Annotated in this window: 20 protein-coding genes and 1 pseudogene; 3 read left to right on the top strand and 18 right to left on the bottom strand. The window is 37.2% G+C overall.

Features of this window, described 5'->3' with window-relative positions; translation table 11 throughout:
* Positions 1-348 precede the first annotated feature (348 nt).
* Positions 349-435, top strand: a pseudogene (locus ADI86_RS11855) (helix-turn-helix domain-containing protein); the annotation flags it as partial.
* A 29-nt stretch (positions 436-464) separates the two neighbouring features.
* On the opposite strand, the gene rlmD reads toward ADI86_RS11855, so the two are convergent.
* Positions 465-1826, bottom strand: coding sequence for a 23S rRNA (uracil(1939)-C(5))-methyltransferase RlmD (rlmD, locus tag ADI86_RS02020; protein ID WP_049531568.1), 1362 nt, complete (start codon positions 1824-1826; stop codon positions 465-467).
* Between the two features lie 37 nt (positions 1827-1863).
* On the opposite strand from rlmD, the gene recX reads away from it, so the two are divergent.
* Together recX and ADI86_RS02030 are read left to right on the top strand one after the other, a co-directional pair.
* Entirely contained in the window at positions 1864-2640 is a 777-nt protein-coding gene (recX, locus tag ADI86_RS02025) for a recombination regulator RecX (protein WP_049531569.1), read from the top strand.
* A gap of 88 nt (positions 2641-2728) precedes the next feature.
* The gene (locus ADI86_RS02030) at positions 2729-3262 is read left to right on the top strand and encodes a nucleoside tri-diphosphate phosphatase (RefSeq protein ID WP_000775316.1); all 534 of its coding nucleotides are present in this window, start codon (positions 2729-2731) and stop codon (positions 3260-3262) included.
* A 70-nt stretch (positions 3263-3332) separates the two neighbouring features.
* On the opposite strand, the gene ADI86_RS02035 is transcribed toward ADI86_RS02030, so the two are convergent.
* From ADI86_RS02035 to ADI86_RS02115, 17 genes are all read right to left on the bottom strand, one after another.
* Entirely contained in the window at positions 3333-4100 is a 768-nt protein-coding gene (locus tag ADI86_RS02035; RefSeq protein WP_049531570.1) for an epoxyqueuosine reductase QueH, read from the bottom strand.
* Positions 4101-4212: 112 nt separating this feature from the next.
* Complete coding sequence (gene groL / locus ADI86_RS02040; RefSeq protein ID WP_049531571.1) at positions 4213-5835, bottom strand: chaperonin GroEL; 1623 nt, start codon at positions 5833-5835, stop codon at positions 4213-4215.
* Positions 5836-5850: 15 nt separating this feature from the next.
* Complete coding sequence (gene groES, locus ADI86_RS02045) at positions 5851-6135, bottom strand: co-chaperone GroES (RefSeq protein ID WP_000917323.1); 285 nt, start codon at positions 6133-6135, stop codon at positions 5851-5853.
* A 299-nt stretch (positions 6136-6434) separates the two neighbouring features.
* Positions 6435-7289, bottom strand: coding sequence for a PTS system mannose/fructose/sorbose family transporter subunit IID (locus tag ADI86_RS02050; protein WP_033683132.1), 855 nt, complete (start codon positions 7287-7289; stop codon positions 6435-6437).
* Positions 7270-8112 (bottom strand): PTS mannose/fructose/sorbose/N-acetylgalactosamine transporter subunit IIC, encoded by an 843-nt coding sequence (locus tag ADI86_RS02055; RefSeq protein ID WP_049531599.1) that lies wholly within the window; start codon positions 8110-8112, stop codon positions 7270-7272. Before ADI86_RS02055 ends, ADI86_RS02050 begins: the two co-directional genes overlap by 20 nt.
* 23 nt (positions 8113-8135) lie before the next feature.
* Positions 8136-8630 carry a PTS system mannose/fructose/N-acetylgalactosamine-transporter subunit IIB gene (locus ADI86_RS02060; protein WP_020903146.1) on the bottom strand — a complete coding sequence of 165 codons (495 nt, stop codon included), beginning with the start codon at positions 8628-8630 and terminating at the stop codon, positions 8136-8138.
* A 26-nt stretch (positions 8631-8656) separates the two neighbouring features.
* Positions 8657-9094 (bottom strand): PTS sugar transporter subunit IIA, encoded by a 438-nt coding sequence (locus tag ADI86_RS02065; RefSeq protein ID WP_020903145.1) that lies wholly within the window; start codon positions 9092-9094, stop codon positions 8657-8659.
* Between the two features lie 160 nt (positions 9095-9254).
* Positions 9255-10547 (bottom strand): ABC transporter substrate-binding protein, encoded by a 1293-nt coding sequence (locus tag ADI86_RS02070; RefSeq protein WP_049531572.1) that lies wholly within the window; start codon positions 10545-10547, stop codon positions 9255-9257.
* Positions 10544-11227 carry a response regulator gene (locus tag ADI86_RS02075; protein WP_049531573.1) on the bottom strand — a complete coding sequence of 228 codons (684 nt, stop codon included), beginning with the start codon at positions 11225-11227 and terminating at the stop codon, positions 10544-10546. The genes ADI86_RS02070 and ADI86_RS02075 overlap by 4 nt, the downstream gene beginning before the upstream one ends.
* Positions 11202-12539, bottom strand: coding sequence for a sensor histidine kinase (locus tag ADI86_RS02080; protein ID WP_049531574.1), 1338 nt, complete (start codon positions 12537-12539; stop codon positions 11202-11204). Before ADI86_RS02080 ends, ADI86_RS02075 begins: the two co-directional genes overlap by 26 nt.
* On the bottom strand, positions 12539-13504 hold the full coding sequence (locus ADI86_RS02085) for a substrate-binding domain-containing protein (RefSeq protein WP_049531575.1): 966 nt from the start codon (positions 13502-13504) through the stop codon (positions 12539-12541). The genes ADI86_RS02080 and ADI86_RS02085 overlap by 1 nt, the downstream gene beginning before the upstream one ends.
* A gap of 87 nt (positions 13505-13591) precedes the next feature.
* The gene (locus ADI86_RS02090) at positions 13592-13987 is read right to left on the bottom strand and encodes a single-stranded DNA-binding protein (protein ID WP_049531577.1); all 396 of its coding nucleotides are present in this window, start codon (positions 13985-13987) and stop codon (positions 13592-13594) included.
* 77 nt (positions 13988-14064) lie between these two features.
* Complete coding sequence (locus ADI86_RS02095; protein WP_049531578.1) at positions 14065-14826, bottom strand: SDR family NAD(P)-dependent oxidoreductase; 762 nt, start codon at positions 14824-14826, stop codon at positions 14065-14067.
* Between the two features lie 41 nt (positions 14827-14867).
* A complete protein-coding gene (ytpR, locus tag ADI86_RS02100; RefSeq protein ID WP_049531579.1) occupies positions 14868-15494 on the bottom strand; it encodes a YtpR family tRNA-binding protein in 627 nt (208 codons plus the stop codon).
* 15 nt (positions 15495-15509) lie between these two features.
* Positions 15510-15827, bottom strand: a complete 318-nt coding sequence (locus ADI86_RS02105) for a thioredoxin family protein (protein WP_049531580.1) — start codon at positions 15825-15827, stop codon at positions 15510-15512.
* Complete coding sequence (locus tag ADI86_RS02110; protein WP_049531581.1) at positions 15824-16123, bottom strand: DUF4651 domain-containing protein; 300 nt, start codon at positions 16121-16123, stop codon at positions 15824-15826. The genes ADI86_RS02105 and ADI86_RS02110 overlap by 4 nt, the downstream gene beginning before the upstream one ends.
* Before the next feature lie 90 nt (positions 16124-16213).
* A complete protein-coding gene (locus ADI86_RS02115; RefSeq protein ID WP_049531583.1) occupies positions 16214-17290 on the bottom strand; it encodes an N-acetylmuramoyl-L-alanine amidase family protein in 1077 nt (358 codons plus the stop codon).
* Positions 17291-17318: the final 28 nt, after the last annotated feature.

Genomic DNA, 17318 nt, shown 5'->3' on the forward strand with positions numbered 1-17318 from the left:
GTTTTCAACTCTTACTATTATACCGACTTTTTGTTTTTTGTCAACTACTTTTTTAAACTTTTTACAATTTTTTTAAATTTAGTAACTTCTCTGAAAGTTCTATAATGAAGTTAGCCACCCAGCCCTCCTAAAAATTAGATGGTCCAACTAGCTTATAGCTAATCCTCGATTTCATTTGATAAGAGGCTTTATGCTGTTAGGCTGGCAAGACAAAGCTAAGACTAGCCTTGTTTTAGCTGAAAAAACAGCTTCAAGGGTCTCTATTGTCAAATGAAAGCTCTTATAGGCATAAGAAAACACCTCTGTGTTATACTTGTTATTCACCACAAATACAAGAAAGGCACAGAGATGCAAGACAATTATACTACAAAAGGCAAACATTTGACAATCGATAGCCGTCGCTTAATCGAACGATGGAAACAAGAAGGAAAATCATTTTAGCCCAATATCAAACTCTTTAAACACTATGCTTTTCTCTTTTTTATCATCTTTACAACAGCTTCAGTTCTAGCGGTATGTGGGAACATATCGACTGACTGGATATAGTGGACATTATAGACTTCTACCAAACGCACTAAATCCCTTGCCAATGTTGAAACATTACAAGAAATATAGACCATTTTTTCTGGTACATAGGTAAGAATTGTATCTAATAACTTGTCATCCAGACCTGTACGTGGCGGATCAACAATCAGAGCATCTGCTCGGTAACCTTCCTTATACCAGCGAGGAATAATCTCTTCTGCTGTTCCTGCTTCATAATGTGTGTTGTCAAATCCCATTCTTTTAGCATTTCGCTTGGCATCTTCAATGGCTTCTGGAATAATATCCATACCTCTGAGTGTTTTAACTTTCTTTGCGAAGGCGAAACCAATCGTACCAACTCCACAATAAGCGTCAATCAAATGGTCTTCTTTATCAACATCCAGCGCTTTTACTGCCTCGCTATAGAGGACTTCTGTTTGTTCAGGATTTAGTTGATAGAAAGCTCGTGGTGATAGCGAAAATTCATAATCGAGTACACCTTCTTGAATACTCTCTTCTCCCCAGATAATCTCTGTCTTTTCACCATATATCTCACTGGTTTTAGATGTATTTGTATTCACAGCGACTGTCACAATTTCTGGAAAATCTTTAACTAAGTCTTTTACCAGTTGAGTTAAATTTAGCTGGCGGTTTGTAACTATAATAATCTGAACCTGTCCAGTCTTTCTAGCTCGTCGGACCATTATAGTTCTAACACCTAGAACTTTTCTCTCATCCGTGATGGGAATCTGATGATAAGTAAGTAATTCTGCTAGGCGATTAGCAATCACTTGGGTTTCCTTGTCTTGTACCAGGCAGTCTTTCAGCTCTACTAGATAGTGAGAGTTTTGTGCATATAAGCCCGCCTTGACCTCATTCTTAAATTTTCGAGTCTGAAATTGTAACTTAGCTCGATAGTACTTTGGTTCCTGCATTCCAATAGTTGGACGAATTTCATAGTTTTCATATCCTGCAGGAGCAAATTTTTTCAATGCTTGATGAAGTAAGTCCGTCTTGAACTCCAACTGCTTATCATAATGCAGGTGCATGATTTGGCAGCCTCCACATTCATTGTAAATAGTACAAGCTGGCACAACTCGAAATTTAGACTTCTTGTTAACCTTTAGTAATTTTGCTTCAACAAAGTTGCGTTTAATAGAAGTAATCTGACAATAGATATCTTCTCCTTTGAGAGCACCAGGCACAAAGATTAATGTTTTTTGATAAAAGCCGATTCCCTCACCATTAATTCCCATGCGCTTGATTTTTAATGGTATTTTTTGTTTCACTTTCAGATTCATACCCCTATCTTATCACATTTTGAGTTATAATAGAACTATGAAAATCACAAAACTTGAAAAGAAAAAAAGACTCTATCTGATGGAGCTTGATAATGACGACAAATGCTATATCACCGAAGATACGATTGTTCGTTTTATGTTATCAAGAGATAAGGTGATAAGCCAAGAGAAATTGAAGGAGATTCAGGGCTTTGCTCAATTTTCTTACGGTAAGAATCTAGCCCTCTACCACCTATCCTTTAAAGCTCGCACTGAAAAAGAAGTGAGAGAATATCTGAAAAAATACGATATTGATGAAAACATAGTTTCTCAAGTCATTGCTAATCTTAAAGAGGATAATTGGATTAATGATGGCCAGTACGCTTATGCTATCATCAATGCCAATCAACTTTCAGGAGACAAGGGACCTTATGTACTGACTCAGAAACTAGCACAAAAAGGAATTTTAAAATCTACTATAGAAGAGATTTTGAAAGAATTTGATTTTTCAGAAGTTGCTCAACGTGTAGCTAATAAACTATTGAAAAAATATGAGGGAAAACTTCCAGCTCGTGCCTTGCAAGATAAGATTATCCAGAACTTGACCAACAAGGGTTTCTCTTACTCTGATTCTAAAAGTGCCTTTGACCAGTTGGATAGTCAAGTTGACCAAGAAACGACTCAGGAACTCATCTTCAAGGAACTTGATAAGCAATATGCTAGGTATGCTCGAAAGTATGAAGGATACGAACTTAAACAGCGTTTAACTCAAGTTTTAGCACGAAAGGGCTACGATTTTTCGGATATAGCAAGCGCTCTCAGAGAATATCTTTAATATTTTCATGTAAAATTCACAGTTTTTAGGCAATTTTATGGTACAATAGTAAACGATAAACTTATAAATTGTAGAAAGTTGGTTAGTTATGAAGCTTCCAAAAGAAGGCGACTTTATTACAATTCAAAGTTATAAGCATGATGGGAGTCTCCACCGAACTTGGCGAGATACCATGGTACTAAAAACAACAGAAAACGCCATTATTGGTGTCAACGATCATACACTTGTTACCGAAAGTGATGGTCGTCGTTGGGTCACTCGAGAACCGGCTATTGTTTACTTTCACAAGAAATATTGGTTTAATATCATTGCCATGATTCGTGATAATGGAATTTCCTACTATTGCAATATGGCTAGCCCCTACTATCTGGATGAAGAAGCACTGAAGTATATTGATTACGATTTGGATGTTAAAATTTTTACAGATGGGGAAAAACGTCTCTTAGACGTGGAAGAATATGAGCGTCACAAACGCAAAATGAATTATTCTGATGACTTGGACTATATTTTAAAAGAACATGTCAAAATTCTTGTTGATTGGATTAACAATGGACGTGGTCCTTTCTCAGAAGCCTATGTAAACATTTGGTACAAGCGCTATGTAGAACTAAAGAATCGGTAAAGTTGTCAAACTAGGGTGAAAGCCCTGGTTTTTTTATTTAAAAAACCCAGCCTTTCAGCTGGGTTGATTTCTATATATCTAATTTCGTAACAGTAAATTTGATATGGGAATAGTCTTTTTCAACATCCTTATCAAGCATGAACGCTGTGGCGTCCTTCTTAACTTGAACCAGGTCAATATTCTGAGCTTGGGCTGCATAGACGCATCCACAATAACATTGACGATAGATATCATAATCTTCACACATCTCTACTGAACGTTTGTAACCCTGATTTTTCTTGAAATCACTTGGAAGATAGTGGGTTGTATAAATCTTTTGCACATCGATTCCGATGCTGTTGATGGTTTGAGAATTCTTATGAGGACTAATGGTCAAGGCTGAACCAAAGTAGTCAAAGCCCAAATCCATAGCCACTTGCGCTGTCTTATCCAGTCGGTAGTCAAAACAAACCTTGCAACGGTCGCCACCTTCTGGCTCTTCTTCCAGTCCTCTGACTAACTTACGGTATTCATTGGGTTCGTAGGGAGCTTCTAGGTACTGGACCGTATTTCCTGTTCGCTCATTGAAATCACTGACAAATTTCTTAGTAACATAGGCCCGCTTGTGGTATTCTGCCTTGGGATGGATATTAGAATTGGCAAAATAGATGGTCACATCAGCGTATTTAGTCAGGTATTCTAGGGTATAGGTACTGCAAGGGGCACAGCAAACATGCATAAGAATGGTTGGCCGCTGCTCATTTTTCTCCCATACTTGTACCATCTTCTGCATGACACGGTCATAATTAATCTTCTGATTGGGGTTCATCTTGCTCAGAATTTCTTCTACATCGATCATGTTCTTCTCCTTTTTCTAGTCTTATTTTATCATATAAGTTAGGAGAGCTCAAATCTATTTAGAAGTGAATATCATAAAAAAGAGGGAATACGCATCCCTCCTTTAATAGTTTTTACATCATGCCGCCCATCATACTTGGATCCATTGCTGGAGCTGGGGCTACTGGTTCTGGTTTATTGGCTACGACCGCTTCTGTTGTCAAAATCAAGCTGGCTACAGATGCTGCGTTTTGAAGGGCTGAACGGCTAACCTTAACAGGATCGATGATTCCCTCTTCAATCATGTTGACCCACTCGCCAGTTGCTGCGTTGAAACCTGTACCAAGCTCAGCATTTTTCAAACGATCGATAACGATAGAACCTTCAAATCCTGCATTGTGGGCGATTTGACGAACAGGTTCTTCCAAGGCACGGAGAACAATATTGCGGCCTGTTGCTTCATCTCCTGTCAATTCCAAATCAGCCACGGCTGGAATGACATTTACAAGAGCTGTTCCACCACCAGCAACGATACCTTCTTCAACAGCTGCACGAGTAGCATTGAGGGCATCTTCAATACGGAGTTTCATTTCTTTCAATTCAGTTTCAGTTGCAGCTCCGACCTTGATCACTGCGACACCACCTGACAATTTTGCCAAGCGCTCTTGCAATTTTTCACGGTCAAAGTCAGAAGTTGTGGTTTCAATTTGTGACTTGATAACTGCAACACGGTGAGAAATCGCTTCAGGATTTCCCGCACCTTCTACGATAACCGTGCTATCTTTGTCCACAGTTACTCTAGCTGCTTGACCAAGCGCCTCAATAGTAGCATCTTTCAACTCAAGGCCAAGGTCTTCTGTGATGACGGTTCCGCCTGTTAAGATGGCAATGTCTTCGAGCATAGCTTTGCGACGATCACCAAAACCAGGTGCCTTGACTGCTACTACGTTGAAGGTTCCACGAATCTTGTTCAATACAAGAGTTGGAAGAGCTTCACCATCCACATCATCCGCAATAATCAAGAGTGGACGATTGCTTTGGAGAATACTTTCCAAAAGTGGCAAGATTTCTTGGATATTGGAAATCTTTTTATCTGTAATCAAAATGTATGGATTTTCAAGATCAGCCACCATTTTCTCGCTATCTGTCACCATGTACTGTGAAAGGTAACCGCGGTCAAACTGCATTCCTTCCACAACTTCAAGTTCTGTTTCCATACCACGCGACTCTTCAATGGTGATGACGCCGTCTTTACCAACTTTTTCCATGGCTTCAGAAATGTATTCACCGACTTTTTCAGAACGAGAAGATACGGCAGCAACCTGAGCGATGGCTTCTTTGTTGACAACAGGGATGGCGTTGTTTTTCAAGGCTTCTACAGCTGTGGCAACTGCTGTTTCAATCCCACGACGAATGCCGATTGGATTGGCACCTGCAGTGACATTTTTGATTCCTTCACGGACGATAGCTTGGGTCAAGACTGTTGCAGTAGTTGTCCCGTCACCTGCGATATCATTGGTTTTTGAAGCTACTTCTGATACCAATTTGGCACCCATATTTTCAAAATGGTCTTCCAATTCGATTTCTTTAGCAATGGTCACACCGTCATTGGTAATCAAGGGTGAACCAAATGATTTTTCAAGAACGACATTACGACCTTTTGGTCCCAAGGTTACTTTTACAGTATCTGCAAGGATATCGACACCACGAACCATAGCTGAACGGGCATCTGATGAAAATTTAATTTCTTTTGACATACTTACTTTCTCCTTCTATTCTTCAATGATAGCCAAGATATTAGCTTCGCCTACGATGATATACTTTTCATCACCATCTTTGACATCAAGACCTGCGTGAGCTTCAACTAAGACACGATCTCCAGCTTTAACACTTGGAGCAACCAAGTCACCATTCAAGGTACGTACACCTTGTCCAGTAGCCACAACTTGGGCTGTTTTTGTTTTTTCTTGGGCTGAACCTGCAAGGACAAAGCCTCCAACAGTTTGTTCTTTTTCTTCGATTTTCAAGACCACACGGTCTCCTAATGGTTTCAACATCTGCTTTCCTCCATAATGAGATAGATATTATTAGCACTCTTTATACTCGAGTGCTAATTCATAGTTCTATTGTATCACTTGGTCAGAAATAGTCAAGAAAAAAGTCTGACTTTCTGAGGATGAATAGATAAATTTCTTTATCCTAATTTTGCATTTTAATAATGTAGAATTTTAACGAACATGATTTATGGAATTAGTATTTTCGTTAATTCTTTTATAAAAAATACCGAAACTCTAAATCCTTATATTACGCATATATAAAAAACAACGATTATAAACCGTTGCTTTTTTACATACTATTAATATTTCAATCCTGGATTGAAAAATCCTAAGGCTACTCCTACAAGTGCAATAACTACCAATAATAGCATCACCCAATTTGGAGAAACTTTCTTTTTAGCCATCAGCCACCAACATAGAACAATAAAACCTGCTGTTAAAAGACCTGGATAAACACCATCAATCTTTTCTTGTAAGTTTAAAAATGTTTCTCCATCTCCATTTTTCAGCTCTAGCGCCGTAGTGACAGATACCCAAGTTGCTGCAACAGCTCCTATGACCATACCTCCAACAACACTAATTGATTTTCTTAGCGCCTGACCTTTAGGACCTACTAAAAATTCTACTGCTTTATCTCCAAGTTCATATCCTTTAAAATAAGCAAAACGCATTCCAAGATAGACTAATAGATTCCATGCAATAATATAGAATATTGCACCAGAAATATTTCCTCCTTTAGAAAGACCTAGAGCTATCCCCAAAAGAACAGGAATTAATGTTCCTACAATAAGTGAATCTCCAATACCTGCAATAGGCCCCATTAGACCAGCTCGCATTCCATTGATGGTTTCACTATCTACGGCATCTCCATTTGCACGCGCTTCTTCCAACCCAGCTGTTATCCCAACTACTAAAGAACCCAACTGCGGCTCAGTATTAAAGAATGCTGTGTATGTTTGCATAGCTTCTTTTTGCTCTTCCTTAGTATCATACATTTCTTCTACAATTGGAAGCATAGAAGTTAAATATCCAAAAGTTTGCATATGTTCTTGAGAAAAACATGTCAGATGTCCATAGAACCAGTGGTGAAATGATTTTGTCAATGTTTTTCTTGATATTTTTTTTCGACTCATTCTAAATATCCTCCTCTTCATCAAATCCCATATCACTGACAACTGCTGTCGTACGGGCAGATTTAATAACTTCTAATTCATAATAAATTACTGCAAAAATTAATGACACAACACCACTTGCTACTAAGTTCAAGCCTAAAGATTTTGCTAACGTGAACCCGACAAAGGAAGGAATAAAGTCTGTTGTTTTTGTAACAATTTGTTTCAAAAGTATTGCAATACCCACACATGGAAGGAGTGCTCCTACAGTAAATAGAGACTTCATTACAAAACCATCCATCGGAAGATATAATTTCATAAGATCAACCATATCTGGTCCAAATTTTGTAATAATCATTGTTGGTAAGAAAGAAAAGATAAAATGTGAAATCCAAGGATATACCCAATCAACAGCATATAACTTCTTAAAATCACCTTTCTCTACAGCTTTCCATCCAATGTGTTGCCAAAGCAAATTCATAGTAGCTGTACCATAGAATAAAACAGTTCCAATTGTTCCAACCGCGGCTCCAATTGGCGCTGCTGCTGCTGCAATCGCCACTTCACCTGAAATATTATTTGCATGAACAAATAGGATAGATAACGGAATTCCGATATAAGAAATTGCCCGTACATCGGCCGATACAGTTCCACCAGGTGTCACTAAGGCAATATATAATACCTGTAAAGCCACACCAACGATTACCCCTGTTGTTATATCTCCTAATATTAAACCTACAATTAAACCACCAACTAATGGACGCCCCAAAGTATAGTTACCAATACTGGATCCCCCCATACCTGGCATCGATGCTAAACTTGCAAACAATCCTAAAAGAGCTGCTTGAATCCAAGAAATTTCCATCATTTTGTCTCCTTATTTCATTATTAAAATCCAAATTTTGATTTAAAATCACTCCAATAGCCAATAGATACATCTGGTAATAATTGGAATCTAACTTTATATCCTGCTTTTTCAATTGCTTCTAGTGCAACTGCTTCCTCTTGAGTAATTGATTGATTATTTCCCAACTTGATAGCACCTGGTCTATCGTTAGCAGGTCCTACAATAATCTCTTTAACATCTCCTGGAATAAAGCCCTGATCTACTAAAATTTCTTTCATATCAATTGGATTCTTAGTAATCAAAAAATATCTACTATCCGATTCTGTTACTTTAGATGATTTTTCTTTAAACGCTTCCTTTGTCCAAACAAATGTTTTTTTATCTGACGCACCTTTATATGCCTGAATTAAAACCTTATTAGATGCAGCAGCGTCATTTACTGCAATTAATCCATCACATGGATGTTCTTTTGCCCATCTAGTGACTGTTTGTCCATGAATCATTCTATCGTCAATTCGTACAAATGTTACTACCATAATTTTTTATTCCTTTCCTTATACAACTAAATATCGTCTTCTTCATTAAGATTATCATCCGATCCGACTTCAAATTCTTGTAGAGCCGATGATGATTCGTTTAATATCGTAGAAACAAGTTCACTTCCAGTCAGAATGTCTTTCATCACCACTGCTGTAAGTGCCATTGTTAAGTTCATACCTCCCAAAATAGTTGCATTCTCTAATTTTCCAAATTCTTCTAATACTGTTGCAACAGTTGTTAAAGGACTTCCCCCAACAATATCTGCTAAAACAAGAACCGAATCATTTTCATCCAGAGATGCAATAACATTCTTGACCTCTACAGAAAAACCTGCAAGACTTTCTCCATCTTTTAAGCCAATCGCTATGACATCATCTACCTTATCCGAAGCAAACATAGAAAGAGATGATTTCAATCCCTCTGCGAGTCCTCCATGACTGACTAATATCAAATACTTCATATTTCCCTCCTTTTATTGATTTTATTCTATCATCCTTATCTTCACTTTATAATTGTTAAATGTCACAAAAGTTTATTGATAAATGTCAATAAAAAAATGACAAATGTCAATAAAGACATCTGCCATGTTCGTATTATTTAAGAAATAATAATCTTGATATCTATTTAAGGATTCCTATATCTAGTTCTTTTTGTAACTTAATAAGACTACCTTCAATATCCGTGTTATTTTCATCCATAGATAATGCTTCTAATCTTTCTTCTATTCCAACCAATGATTTTGAATCTATTCCTTTTGAAATAGTTGTAATTGAATTTTTCATTATATAATCCAGTGAAGTAGTCGTTAAGGCATTTTGACCAATCATTCCTTTCTTCATCAACTCTTCACTCTTCAAACTAGTTACTACCTCTGGTAATACTGAGCTTCCTTGACCCTTATTAAATAAATTTTGTTGAATTTCACGATTAATTGTTAAAAATTCTATAAACGATACGGCAAGGTTTGAATTGCGAGCACGCGAAGAAACCACGTATAAGGAAGTATCTGTTACAGTCGAACGAATGTCTTCCTTAGTCGTTGGCAACGAAATACATGTCCAGTTAAAATTTGTATATTTGGCCACATGATAAGGAAAAGGTTTGTATGTACGATATTGTGCCAAACTCATTGGATAAAAGGCCACATGTCCTTCATCAAAATCTTTATAGGTTACTTTGTATCGTCCGTTTAATTGATTCAATCCCCTTATATAGGATAAAGCATCCTTCATTTCTGACGAATCTATACGAGGAATCCCACTCTCAGAAATAGTAACACCAAAGGCTGCTAGAGATTCTTTCCAACTATATCCTGTTATCCCAAATTGATCAACGATTCCATCTCCATCGGTATCTTTTGTAACTTTTTTACTAATCTCATAGAGATCTTTCTGTGTCCACCCTACTTTAGGAATTTCAATCCCCTCTTTTAAAAGTAAATCTTGATTTACACACATCAACATGGGATTGCTTTCATATGGAAGACCGTATAAATCATCTCCATATTTTGCTGCCTGCAAAGATACATCATAGAAATTAGAGACATCTTCTTGAGATAAATAGGAATTTAGGCGCTTTAAAATACCCTTTGATGCAAATAAAGATAATTGGTCGCTTGATAATAGAAATACATCCGGTTCAGAACCTTTTAAAATTTGACTTGAAATCCAATTAGAATACTCCTCCTTAGGAATACCTGAATCATATACAATTTTAACCCCTGGATGAAGCTCTTCAAATTTCTTAATAGCCTCATCTAGTACATAGCTGTTATTCCCTGTAGGAATTCCCCAACTAGAATCAGAATAAAAACCCAGTCTAATAATCTTTATCTGCTTGTTTTCCCAAATAAGAAATAAACTCAAGCAACTTAGTACAAACAGTATCGCTAGAAACAATTGCTTTACTTTCATTTATCCATTTCCTTCGAAAAATTCTTTTGTGTCACACCTGTTTGTACAGCCCATATGGCTAACTGTGTCCTATCTCTCAAATTTAGTTTTGAAAGAATGATAGAAAGGTAATTGCGCACTGTTCCCTCGGATAAAAAAAGATTACTGGCAATTTCCTTATTTGATTCTCCAAATGCCACTTGCTGAATAATTTTCCATTCTGACAGTGATATATTTTCAATATTCTCTTCCTTCACAGTAATAGAAAAATTGGTCTGTGCCATCTGCGAGAACAATTGAAATACCTTACTAGCTATATTAGGATTAATCATAGCTCCACCTTTATACACTGTCTGAATGGCTTGATATAACTCATCTGTTGAAACTCCTTTTAATAAATAGCCAGATGCACCATATTTTAAAGCACTAAAAATAAATTCGTCGTCATCAAATGTTGTTAAGATTATAATTTTTATATTTGGAAAACGTTTTTTGATTTCTTTTGTAGCCAATACTCCGTCCATTCTGGGCATTCTAATATCCATTAAAATTATATCAGGTTTTACAGTCATGATGTTGTCCATAGCTTCAATACCATCACCAACGACGGATACAACATCAATATCAGCATATACTGATAAAATGATCTGCAAGGACTCTCTAATTAACGCCTGATCATCTGCAATCATTACCTTTATCATATACTTCACCTCCTATTTTTGGAAAAACTATTTTAGTGTAAAATCCTTCCCTATTTTCAAAATGAATAGAACCACCTAAAATAGAAACTCGCTCTCTCATTTGTTTCAAGCCATACCCAATTTGTAAGTCGTCAAAACCTATTCCATTATCGTGCAAAACTATTATGTTGTTATCCTCACTTACAAAGCGAATGCTCATTTTACTAGCATGTCCGTGACGAACAGAATTTGTCATAGATTCTTGTATAATCCTAAAAATAGTATCTTCCTGCATAACATCTAAATCAATATTCCCCCATTCATATTTTAGATCGACAGAGAGTTTTGATAGAGACTCATACTCACTAATCATTAATATTAGAGCATCTTTTAAACCATTATTTTGCAAAGCTCCTGGTCTTAGTCTCTGTAATGATCCCCTAACATCTTTTATCCCCTCTCTAACTGCATTTGAAACATTTTTCAACTGTTCTTTAGCACGGATAGGATGAACATCAATTAGTACAGAAACAGCATCAATCCCTGCTGAAATTCCTGTCAACGCATGACCTAGAGTATCATGAATTTCCCGAGCAATTCTTTTCCTTTCTCGATCTTCAGCGATTTTCTCTGATAACGATATGTAATGATTCAATTCAGTGTTGACTCTAGATAACATTTTAAGCTCTTCCTCAATATTATGGTGTTCTTTAATCACGTATAGGATATAAGACAATAAAGAGATGATGAAAATAATAACGTTTAATGACGTCAATGCATTTTCTAAAAATAACACTACACCTCGTATGGACGATGGGTAAAATTGGATATAGGTAGAAAGAGATGGAACTTTTATAAATAGTGACAAGATTTCATAGTCTGTTAAAAGTAACATTAAAAAACTCAAGAAAATAAAAATAATCCAAGAACGTTTACTATCAGAGTCTTGAAACTCTCTTGAACTATAGAATATATCAGCAAAAACTAATAATATTATTCCATTGTATGACAGATTTTGTGACCATATAACACCAATCATTAATACTATTTCAAACAAATTCCATTTTGAAAAAATTGGCCATTTTTTCTCAGTTGAATACATTTTATAGGTAGATATAAAAATAATACCGACAAAAAAAATAATTGAATACCAAAAAATCTGGTCAGGTGATTTTGAAATATTATTTAATTCTCCCAATAAGAGTATCATCTGTCCCTTTGAAATTACATAGTTTGTAATCTGTATATACAAAGCTCCATTGTATATAATGGTTAGAAAATTAATTAATAAAAGCAAAATTATAGAATACTGGACACCTTTTACCTGTTTCATTACTGCCACCCATTAATATCAAACTGAATTATATTATTTTTATCAACAAATTGTACAGGTATAGTATATAATTCTTCAACTTCTTCTTTTTTTACTAATAAATCTATTGTTTCCGATACTTTTCTACCCATATGAGATGGAAATTGAGCAACCGTTCCCGTAACTTCATCTGTTGTAGCTAATAAATGCTTCATATCTGGTGAACCATCTATTCCGTAAATAAGTTTTTTTGAAGTTACTTTCAATTCTTTAATTGCTGCTAAAGCTCCTATAGCTGCTCTATCATTTAAAGCCACTATAGCATCAAATTGTAAACCTTCAGATAACGCATCACCTACAGTAGTCATAGCATACTCTGTTTGACCAACCGTTTCTCTTTCTGAGATAATTTGATAATGTTCTTCTGATTTTATTGTATCCAAAAAACCAGTTATTCTCTGATTAACTGATAGAGCATCTTTGTGCGTTAACAAAAGAATATGAGCATTTGAGGTACGTTTCATCAAATCCTTGGCAATTAATATCCCAGCATGGTAATTATCAGAAACTATGCTCGTATCAACTTTTATATTATTCAACTGACTATCTACTGCTATAACTCTAATTCCAAAATTCTTTGCCCTACTTAACGCTTCTACAATTTGCTCGCTATCACTCTTAACCGGATTAATAACAATAACATTCACTCGCTTCTCTATAAACTCATCAATTTGTTTACTCTGTTTTTCTTCACTCATCTCTGCATCCCGAGTATACAATATCTGACCTTCTGAATCAGAATAGCGTTGAATCTCATTATGTAAATGTCTATAAAATTCACTATTCATCGTCATATAAGTCGCTCCAACTTTTATTTGTCCCGGAATAGGATCTGTCTGACTCACATGAGTATAAATCGCAAAAACAAATACGACTACTGTACAAAATATAATTTTGACGATTGTTCTTGTATATTCTCTACTCATTCCAACCTCCAAAAAGTTTCAACTAGTTCATTGTAACACATTTAGACATTATAAAAAAGCCTGAGAGCAACTCAGACTTTTCAATGTTTAAAATGGTAATTCTTCCTCTTCCAAGACCAAGTCCGCCAAATCTTGGCCTGCATTATTTTCACGCATGGCACGTTGGGCACGACTTTCCAAGAGTTGGAATCCTGAGACAAGTACTTCAGACACATAGTTCATTTGACCATTTTTCTCAAAACGACGTGTACGCAATTCCCCATCCACTGAAATGAGACTACCTTTAGTTGCGTAGCTGGCCAAGCTTTCTGCTAGTCTGCCCCATAGGACCATATTGACAAAATCTGCTTCACGTTCACCGTTTTGGTCTTTGTAACGACGGTTCACAGCGATAGTTGCTCGCGCTACTGACTTGTCATTGCTGGTTTTGTGCAATTCTGGTGTAGACGTCAAACGTCCAATCATGATAACTTTATTATACATATTTTCTTCCTCCTACTTATCTATTCGCAGGAAATCAAAAAAAGTTACAGAAATTTGTAACTTTTCGAGGAATTTTTTTACTTTTTATGAACCATAAAACCTGTCGCCTGTTGATTGGCCATAATGGTCATATCTGTAATCTGCACACGACGAGGTTGACTGGTCACATAGACTACTGTGTCTGCAATATCCTGAGCTTGCAAGGCTTCGATTCCCTGATAAACCGTCGCAGCCCGCTCTTTGTCACCATGAAAACGCACTGTAGAAAAATCTGTTTCGACAATTCCAGGCTGAATGGTTGTCACCTTAATATCCGTTGCAATGGTATCAATTCGCAAACCATCTGAAAAGGTCTTAACTGCTGCCTTGGTAGCTGAGTAAACAGCGGCACCAGCATAGGCATAAATTCCTGCAGTTGAACCCATATTGATGATATGTCCTTGATTGGCTGCTACCATGGAAGGCAAGAAAGAACGAGTGACTGCCATCAACCCCTTGACATTGGTATCCAACATGGTTAGCATATTCAGCTCTTCATAGTCCTGATAAGGTGCTAAACCTAGAGCCAGTCCGGCGTTGTTGACCAAGATATCAATCTGCCCTATCGTTTCCAGAATATCAAAGCAGACAGTCTTTACCATGTTCATATCCGTCACATCCAGTGGAAAGGTCCAAACTGTTTGATTTGGAAAGGTCTCTGCAAACTCCGACTTGAGAGCTTCTAGTCTATCTATCCGTCGTCCGGTTAGAACGACATTCTCACCCTGCTCCAGATAAGCACGCGCAATCGCTTCACCAATTCCTGATGTCGCTCCTGTAATCACTACATTTTTTGCCATCTTTTTTCCTTCTATCTGGTCTATCAGAAACTGACAAGTTCCTAAGCAGTCCAGTGTTTAGCTGGGTCGAATGGTGTACCAACAATTTCATTTTCTGACAATTCAATCACACCACGTTTTTGCGGAGCATTTGGCAGATGTAATTCACGAGGACTGCACATCATTCCAAAACTCTTTTCACCACGAAGTTCTCCTGGGAAAATGAAATTTCCTTTTGGCATCATAGCACCAGGAAGAGCTACAATGGTTTTCAATCCAAGACGCGCATTTTGAGCCCCTGCAACGATTTGCACTGTCTTGTCACTTGCGACTGCAACTTGGCAGATGTTGAGGTGGTCACTATCTGGATGGGCTACCATATCGACAATCTCACCGACAACAAACTTAGGCTCTTTGTCATTGATAATTTCCTCTGCAAAACCTTCCGACTGCAGTTCTTGGTTCAAACGAGCGACTTGTTCATCTGTCAAAAAGACTTGACCACGCTCTGCAATTTCAAATAAATTTGAAACTTCAAAAATATTCCAAGCAACCGTTTCTCCACTTTCTTTTAGAAAAACACGGGCTACCTTGCCTTTACGCTCCACATCCAGTTTGGCATCTCCGCTGTTTTTCACGATGACCATAAGGACATCGCCAACATGTTCTTTGTTATATGTAAAAATCATTGTTTCCTTTTTCTCCTATTTCAGTCCTGCTAAAAAGTCGTTGATTTGCTCCTTGCTTTTACGGTCACGATTGACAAAACGGCCGATTTCCTTGTCCTTTTCTAGAACAACAAGGCTAGGGATTCCATAAACATCCCAGAGTTTGGCCAAATCCATATACTGGTCTCGATCCACTCGAATAAAGGTGAATTCTGGATTAGTTTTCTCAATTTCTGGTAAGGCAGGATAGATATAACGACAATCGCCACACCAGTCTGCTACAAAAAGAAAGACCTTCTTTCCATCTTTTTCTACTAAAGATGCCAATTCTTCTAAACTTGCTGGTTGTATCATAAGACTTCCTCCTCATAGACTAGGTCTTCATTTTCATAGACAAAGGTGTAATGACGGCCATCCTCAAAAATGACGCCACCAACCAAGCTCTCCAGACTGCTTTCGTAAACTTGAACATAGAGGGTCGCAATTTCTCCCATGTCTGAAAAATAGTCTCGCACAAGCGCTGTCAACTCTTCCTGAGTTTTCATGAGCTTACGGTCATCTGCAACTTTTTTCGTAGCAAGGGCAAGGCTCCCAATACCAAGCAGAGCCAGACTTGCCATCCACATTTTTTTAGCTTTCATACCATTCATTTTAACACAAAAAAGGCTTTAAGACAAATGAGGAAGCAGCAGAAAAGCAAGTAAAAAGCCTCTTCCTTTAAGGAAAAGGACTTCTTATTCTTATTGCCAGGCACCTGAGTTACCAACGTAGTAACCATCAGGTGTGTAGGTATTGCGAAGCATCTTACCTGACGAAGCTAGATAATACCACTTGCCATTATCTTTGACCCAATCATTCGCTAACATGGCACCAGAAGAACTTACATAATACCATTCTCCCTTGTCGTAAACCCAAGTGCTTGCTTTCATGGCTCCTGAAGTTGATAAATAGTACCACTTGCCTTGATCATAAAGCCAGTCACTAGCAATCATGGCTCCTGATAATTTAAAGGCATACCAGTTGCTACCTTGATAAAGCCAAGTTTGATTGAAAATGACTCCTTTATCATTCATAAAGTACCAAGTTCCCTTGTCCTTAACCCAATCCTTCTGCACTAATTGACCTTGTTTTTGATAGTACCAGTTTTGCTTTGATTTTAGCCAACTTTCTGCTTTTACAATCGGATAAAGTTCTTTAAAAGATCCTCCATCATCATATTTGTGACTGATAGATTTTAGTTTTTCAAGCTTCAACTCACCATTATCATAGTCTGTCCAAGCAAAGACTTTTTGACCATTGACAGTCTCTGGTAAGGTGGCAGTGTAGGTCTTGGTTTGATAATCCCATTTTGCATCAAGGTAGGTGTATTGATCATTTGATTCTTCAATACGATAGTAGCCTCTCTTTCCACTATCATTATGAATATCATCCACAACTTTCGTTGACCAGATCTTCACTTCGTTTCCGCTCTTAGCCTCGACCTTGATATCTCCTTTATAGCCATAAGGTACGTAAAAATTCAGGTAACGCCCCTCTACACCAATCATAGACTTGTCCTTTTCTTGACCTAGGAAATTGACAGTCTGATCTTGACCATTGAGACTAACCGTCCACTCGATTTTCTCGGTTTTTGGCAAATCCAAGACTTTGATATCCACTTCATGACCATTGTTAAACCGAAGAATCTTGCCATCTTGATACTGTACTCCACACTTAACAACCCATTCTTCTTTAAGCTCAAATGCCTGCCCTGAATGTGGAAAAGCCAGTAAAGCTAGACCTGCTAGAGACAAACCAAATAGTGTAATTTTTTTCATAGGATTTCCTCCTGTTTTTTTATTTATG

Origin of the sequence: Streptococcus pseudopneumoniae (assembly GCF_001074975.1) — a bacterium.
In the GTDB taxonomy this organism is placed as follows: domain Bacteria; phylum Bacillota; class Bacilli; order Lactobacillales; family Streptococcaceae; genus Streptococcus; species Streptococcus pseudopneumoniae_D.

Coding starts and splice junctions, on each gene's coding strand:
- ADI86_RS02080 (WP_049531574.1), bottom strand. CDS start 12,539: ATGAAACAGGTAAAAGGTGTCCAGTATTCTATAATTTTGCTTTTATTA.
- ADI86_RS02060 (WP_020903146.1), bottom strand. CDS start 8,630: ATGGTAGTAACATTTGTACGAATTGACGATAGAATGATTCATGGACAA.
- ADI86_RS02075 (WP_049531573.1), bottom strand. CDS start 11,227: ATGATAAAGGTAATGATTGCAGATGATCAGGCGTTAATTAGAGAGTCC.
- ADI86_RS02095 (WP_049531578.1), bottom strand. CDS start 14,826: ATGGCAAAAAATGTAGTGATTACAGGAGCGACATCAGGAATTGGTGAA.
- ADI86_RS02110 (WP_049531581.1), bottom strand. CDS start 16,123: ATGAATGGTATGAAAGCTAAAAAAATGTGGATGGCAAGTCTGGCTCTG.
- ADI86_RS02115 (WP_049531583.1), bottom strand. CDS start 17,290: ATGAAAAAAATTACACTATTTGGTTTGTCTCTAGCAGGTCTAGCTTTA.
- rlmD (WP_049531568.1), bottom strand. CDS start 1,826: ATGAATCTGAAAGTGAAACAAAAAATACCATTAAAAATCAAGCGCATG.
- ADI86_RS02065 (WP_020903145.1), bottom strand. CDS start 9,094: ATGAAGTATTTGATATTAGTCAGTCATGGAGGACTCGCAGAGGGATTG.
- groL (WP_049531571.1), bottom strand. CDS start 5,835: ATGTCAAAAGAAATTAAATTTTCATCAGATGCCCGTTCAGCTATGGTT.
- ADI86_RS02090 (WP_049531577.1), bottom strand. CDS start 13,987: ATGTATAATAAAGTTATCATGATTGGACGTTTGACGTCTACACCAGAA.
- ADI86_RS02070 (WP_049531572.1), bottom strand. CDS start 10,547: ATGAAAGTAAAGCAATTGTTTCTAGCGATACTGTTTGTACTAAGTTGC.
- ytpR (WP_049531579.1), bottom strand. CDS start 15,494: ATGATTTTTACATATAACAAAGAACATGTTGGCGATGTCCTTATGGTC.
- ADI86_RS02055 (WP_049531599.1), bottom strand. CDS start 8,112: ATGGAAATTTCTTGGATTCAAGCAGCTCTTTTAGGATTGTTTGCAAGT.
- groES (WP_000917323.1), bottom strand. CDS start 6,135: ATGTTGAAACCATTAGGAGACCGTGTGGTCTTGAAAATCGAAGAAAAA.
- ADI86_RS02105 (WP_049531580.1), bottom strand. CDS start 15,827: ATGATACAACCAGCAAGTTTAGAAGAATTGGCATCTTTAGTAGAAAAA.
- ADI86_RS02085 (WP_049531575.1), bottom strand. CDS start 13,504: ATGAGTAGAGAATATACAAGAACAATCGTCAAAATTATATTTTGTACA.
- ADI86_RS02030 (WP_000775316.1), top strand. CDS start 2,729: ATGAAGCTTCCAAAAGAAGGCGACTTTATTACAATTCAAAGTTATAAG.
- recX (WP_049531569.1), top strand. CDS start 1,864: ATGAAAATCACAAAACTTGAAAAGAAAAAAAGACTCTATCTGATGGAG.
- ADI86_RS02050 (WP_033683132.1), bottom strand. CDS start 7,289: ATGAAGAGGAGGATATTTAGAATGAGTCGAAAAAAAATATCAAGAAAA.
- ADI86_RS02035 (WP_049531570.1), bottom strand. CDS start 4,100: ATGATCGATGTAGAAGAAATTCTGAGCAAGATGAACCCCAATCAGAAG.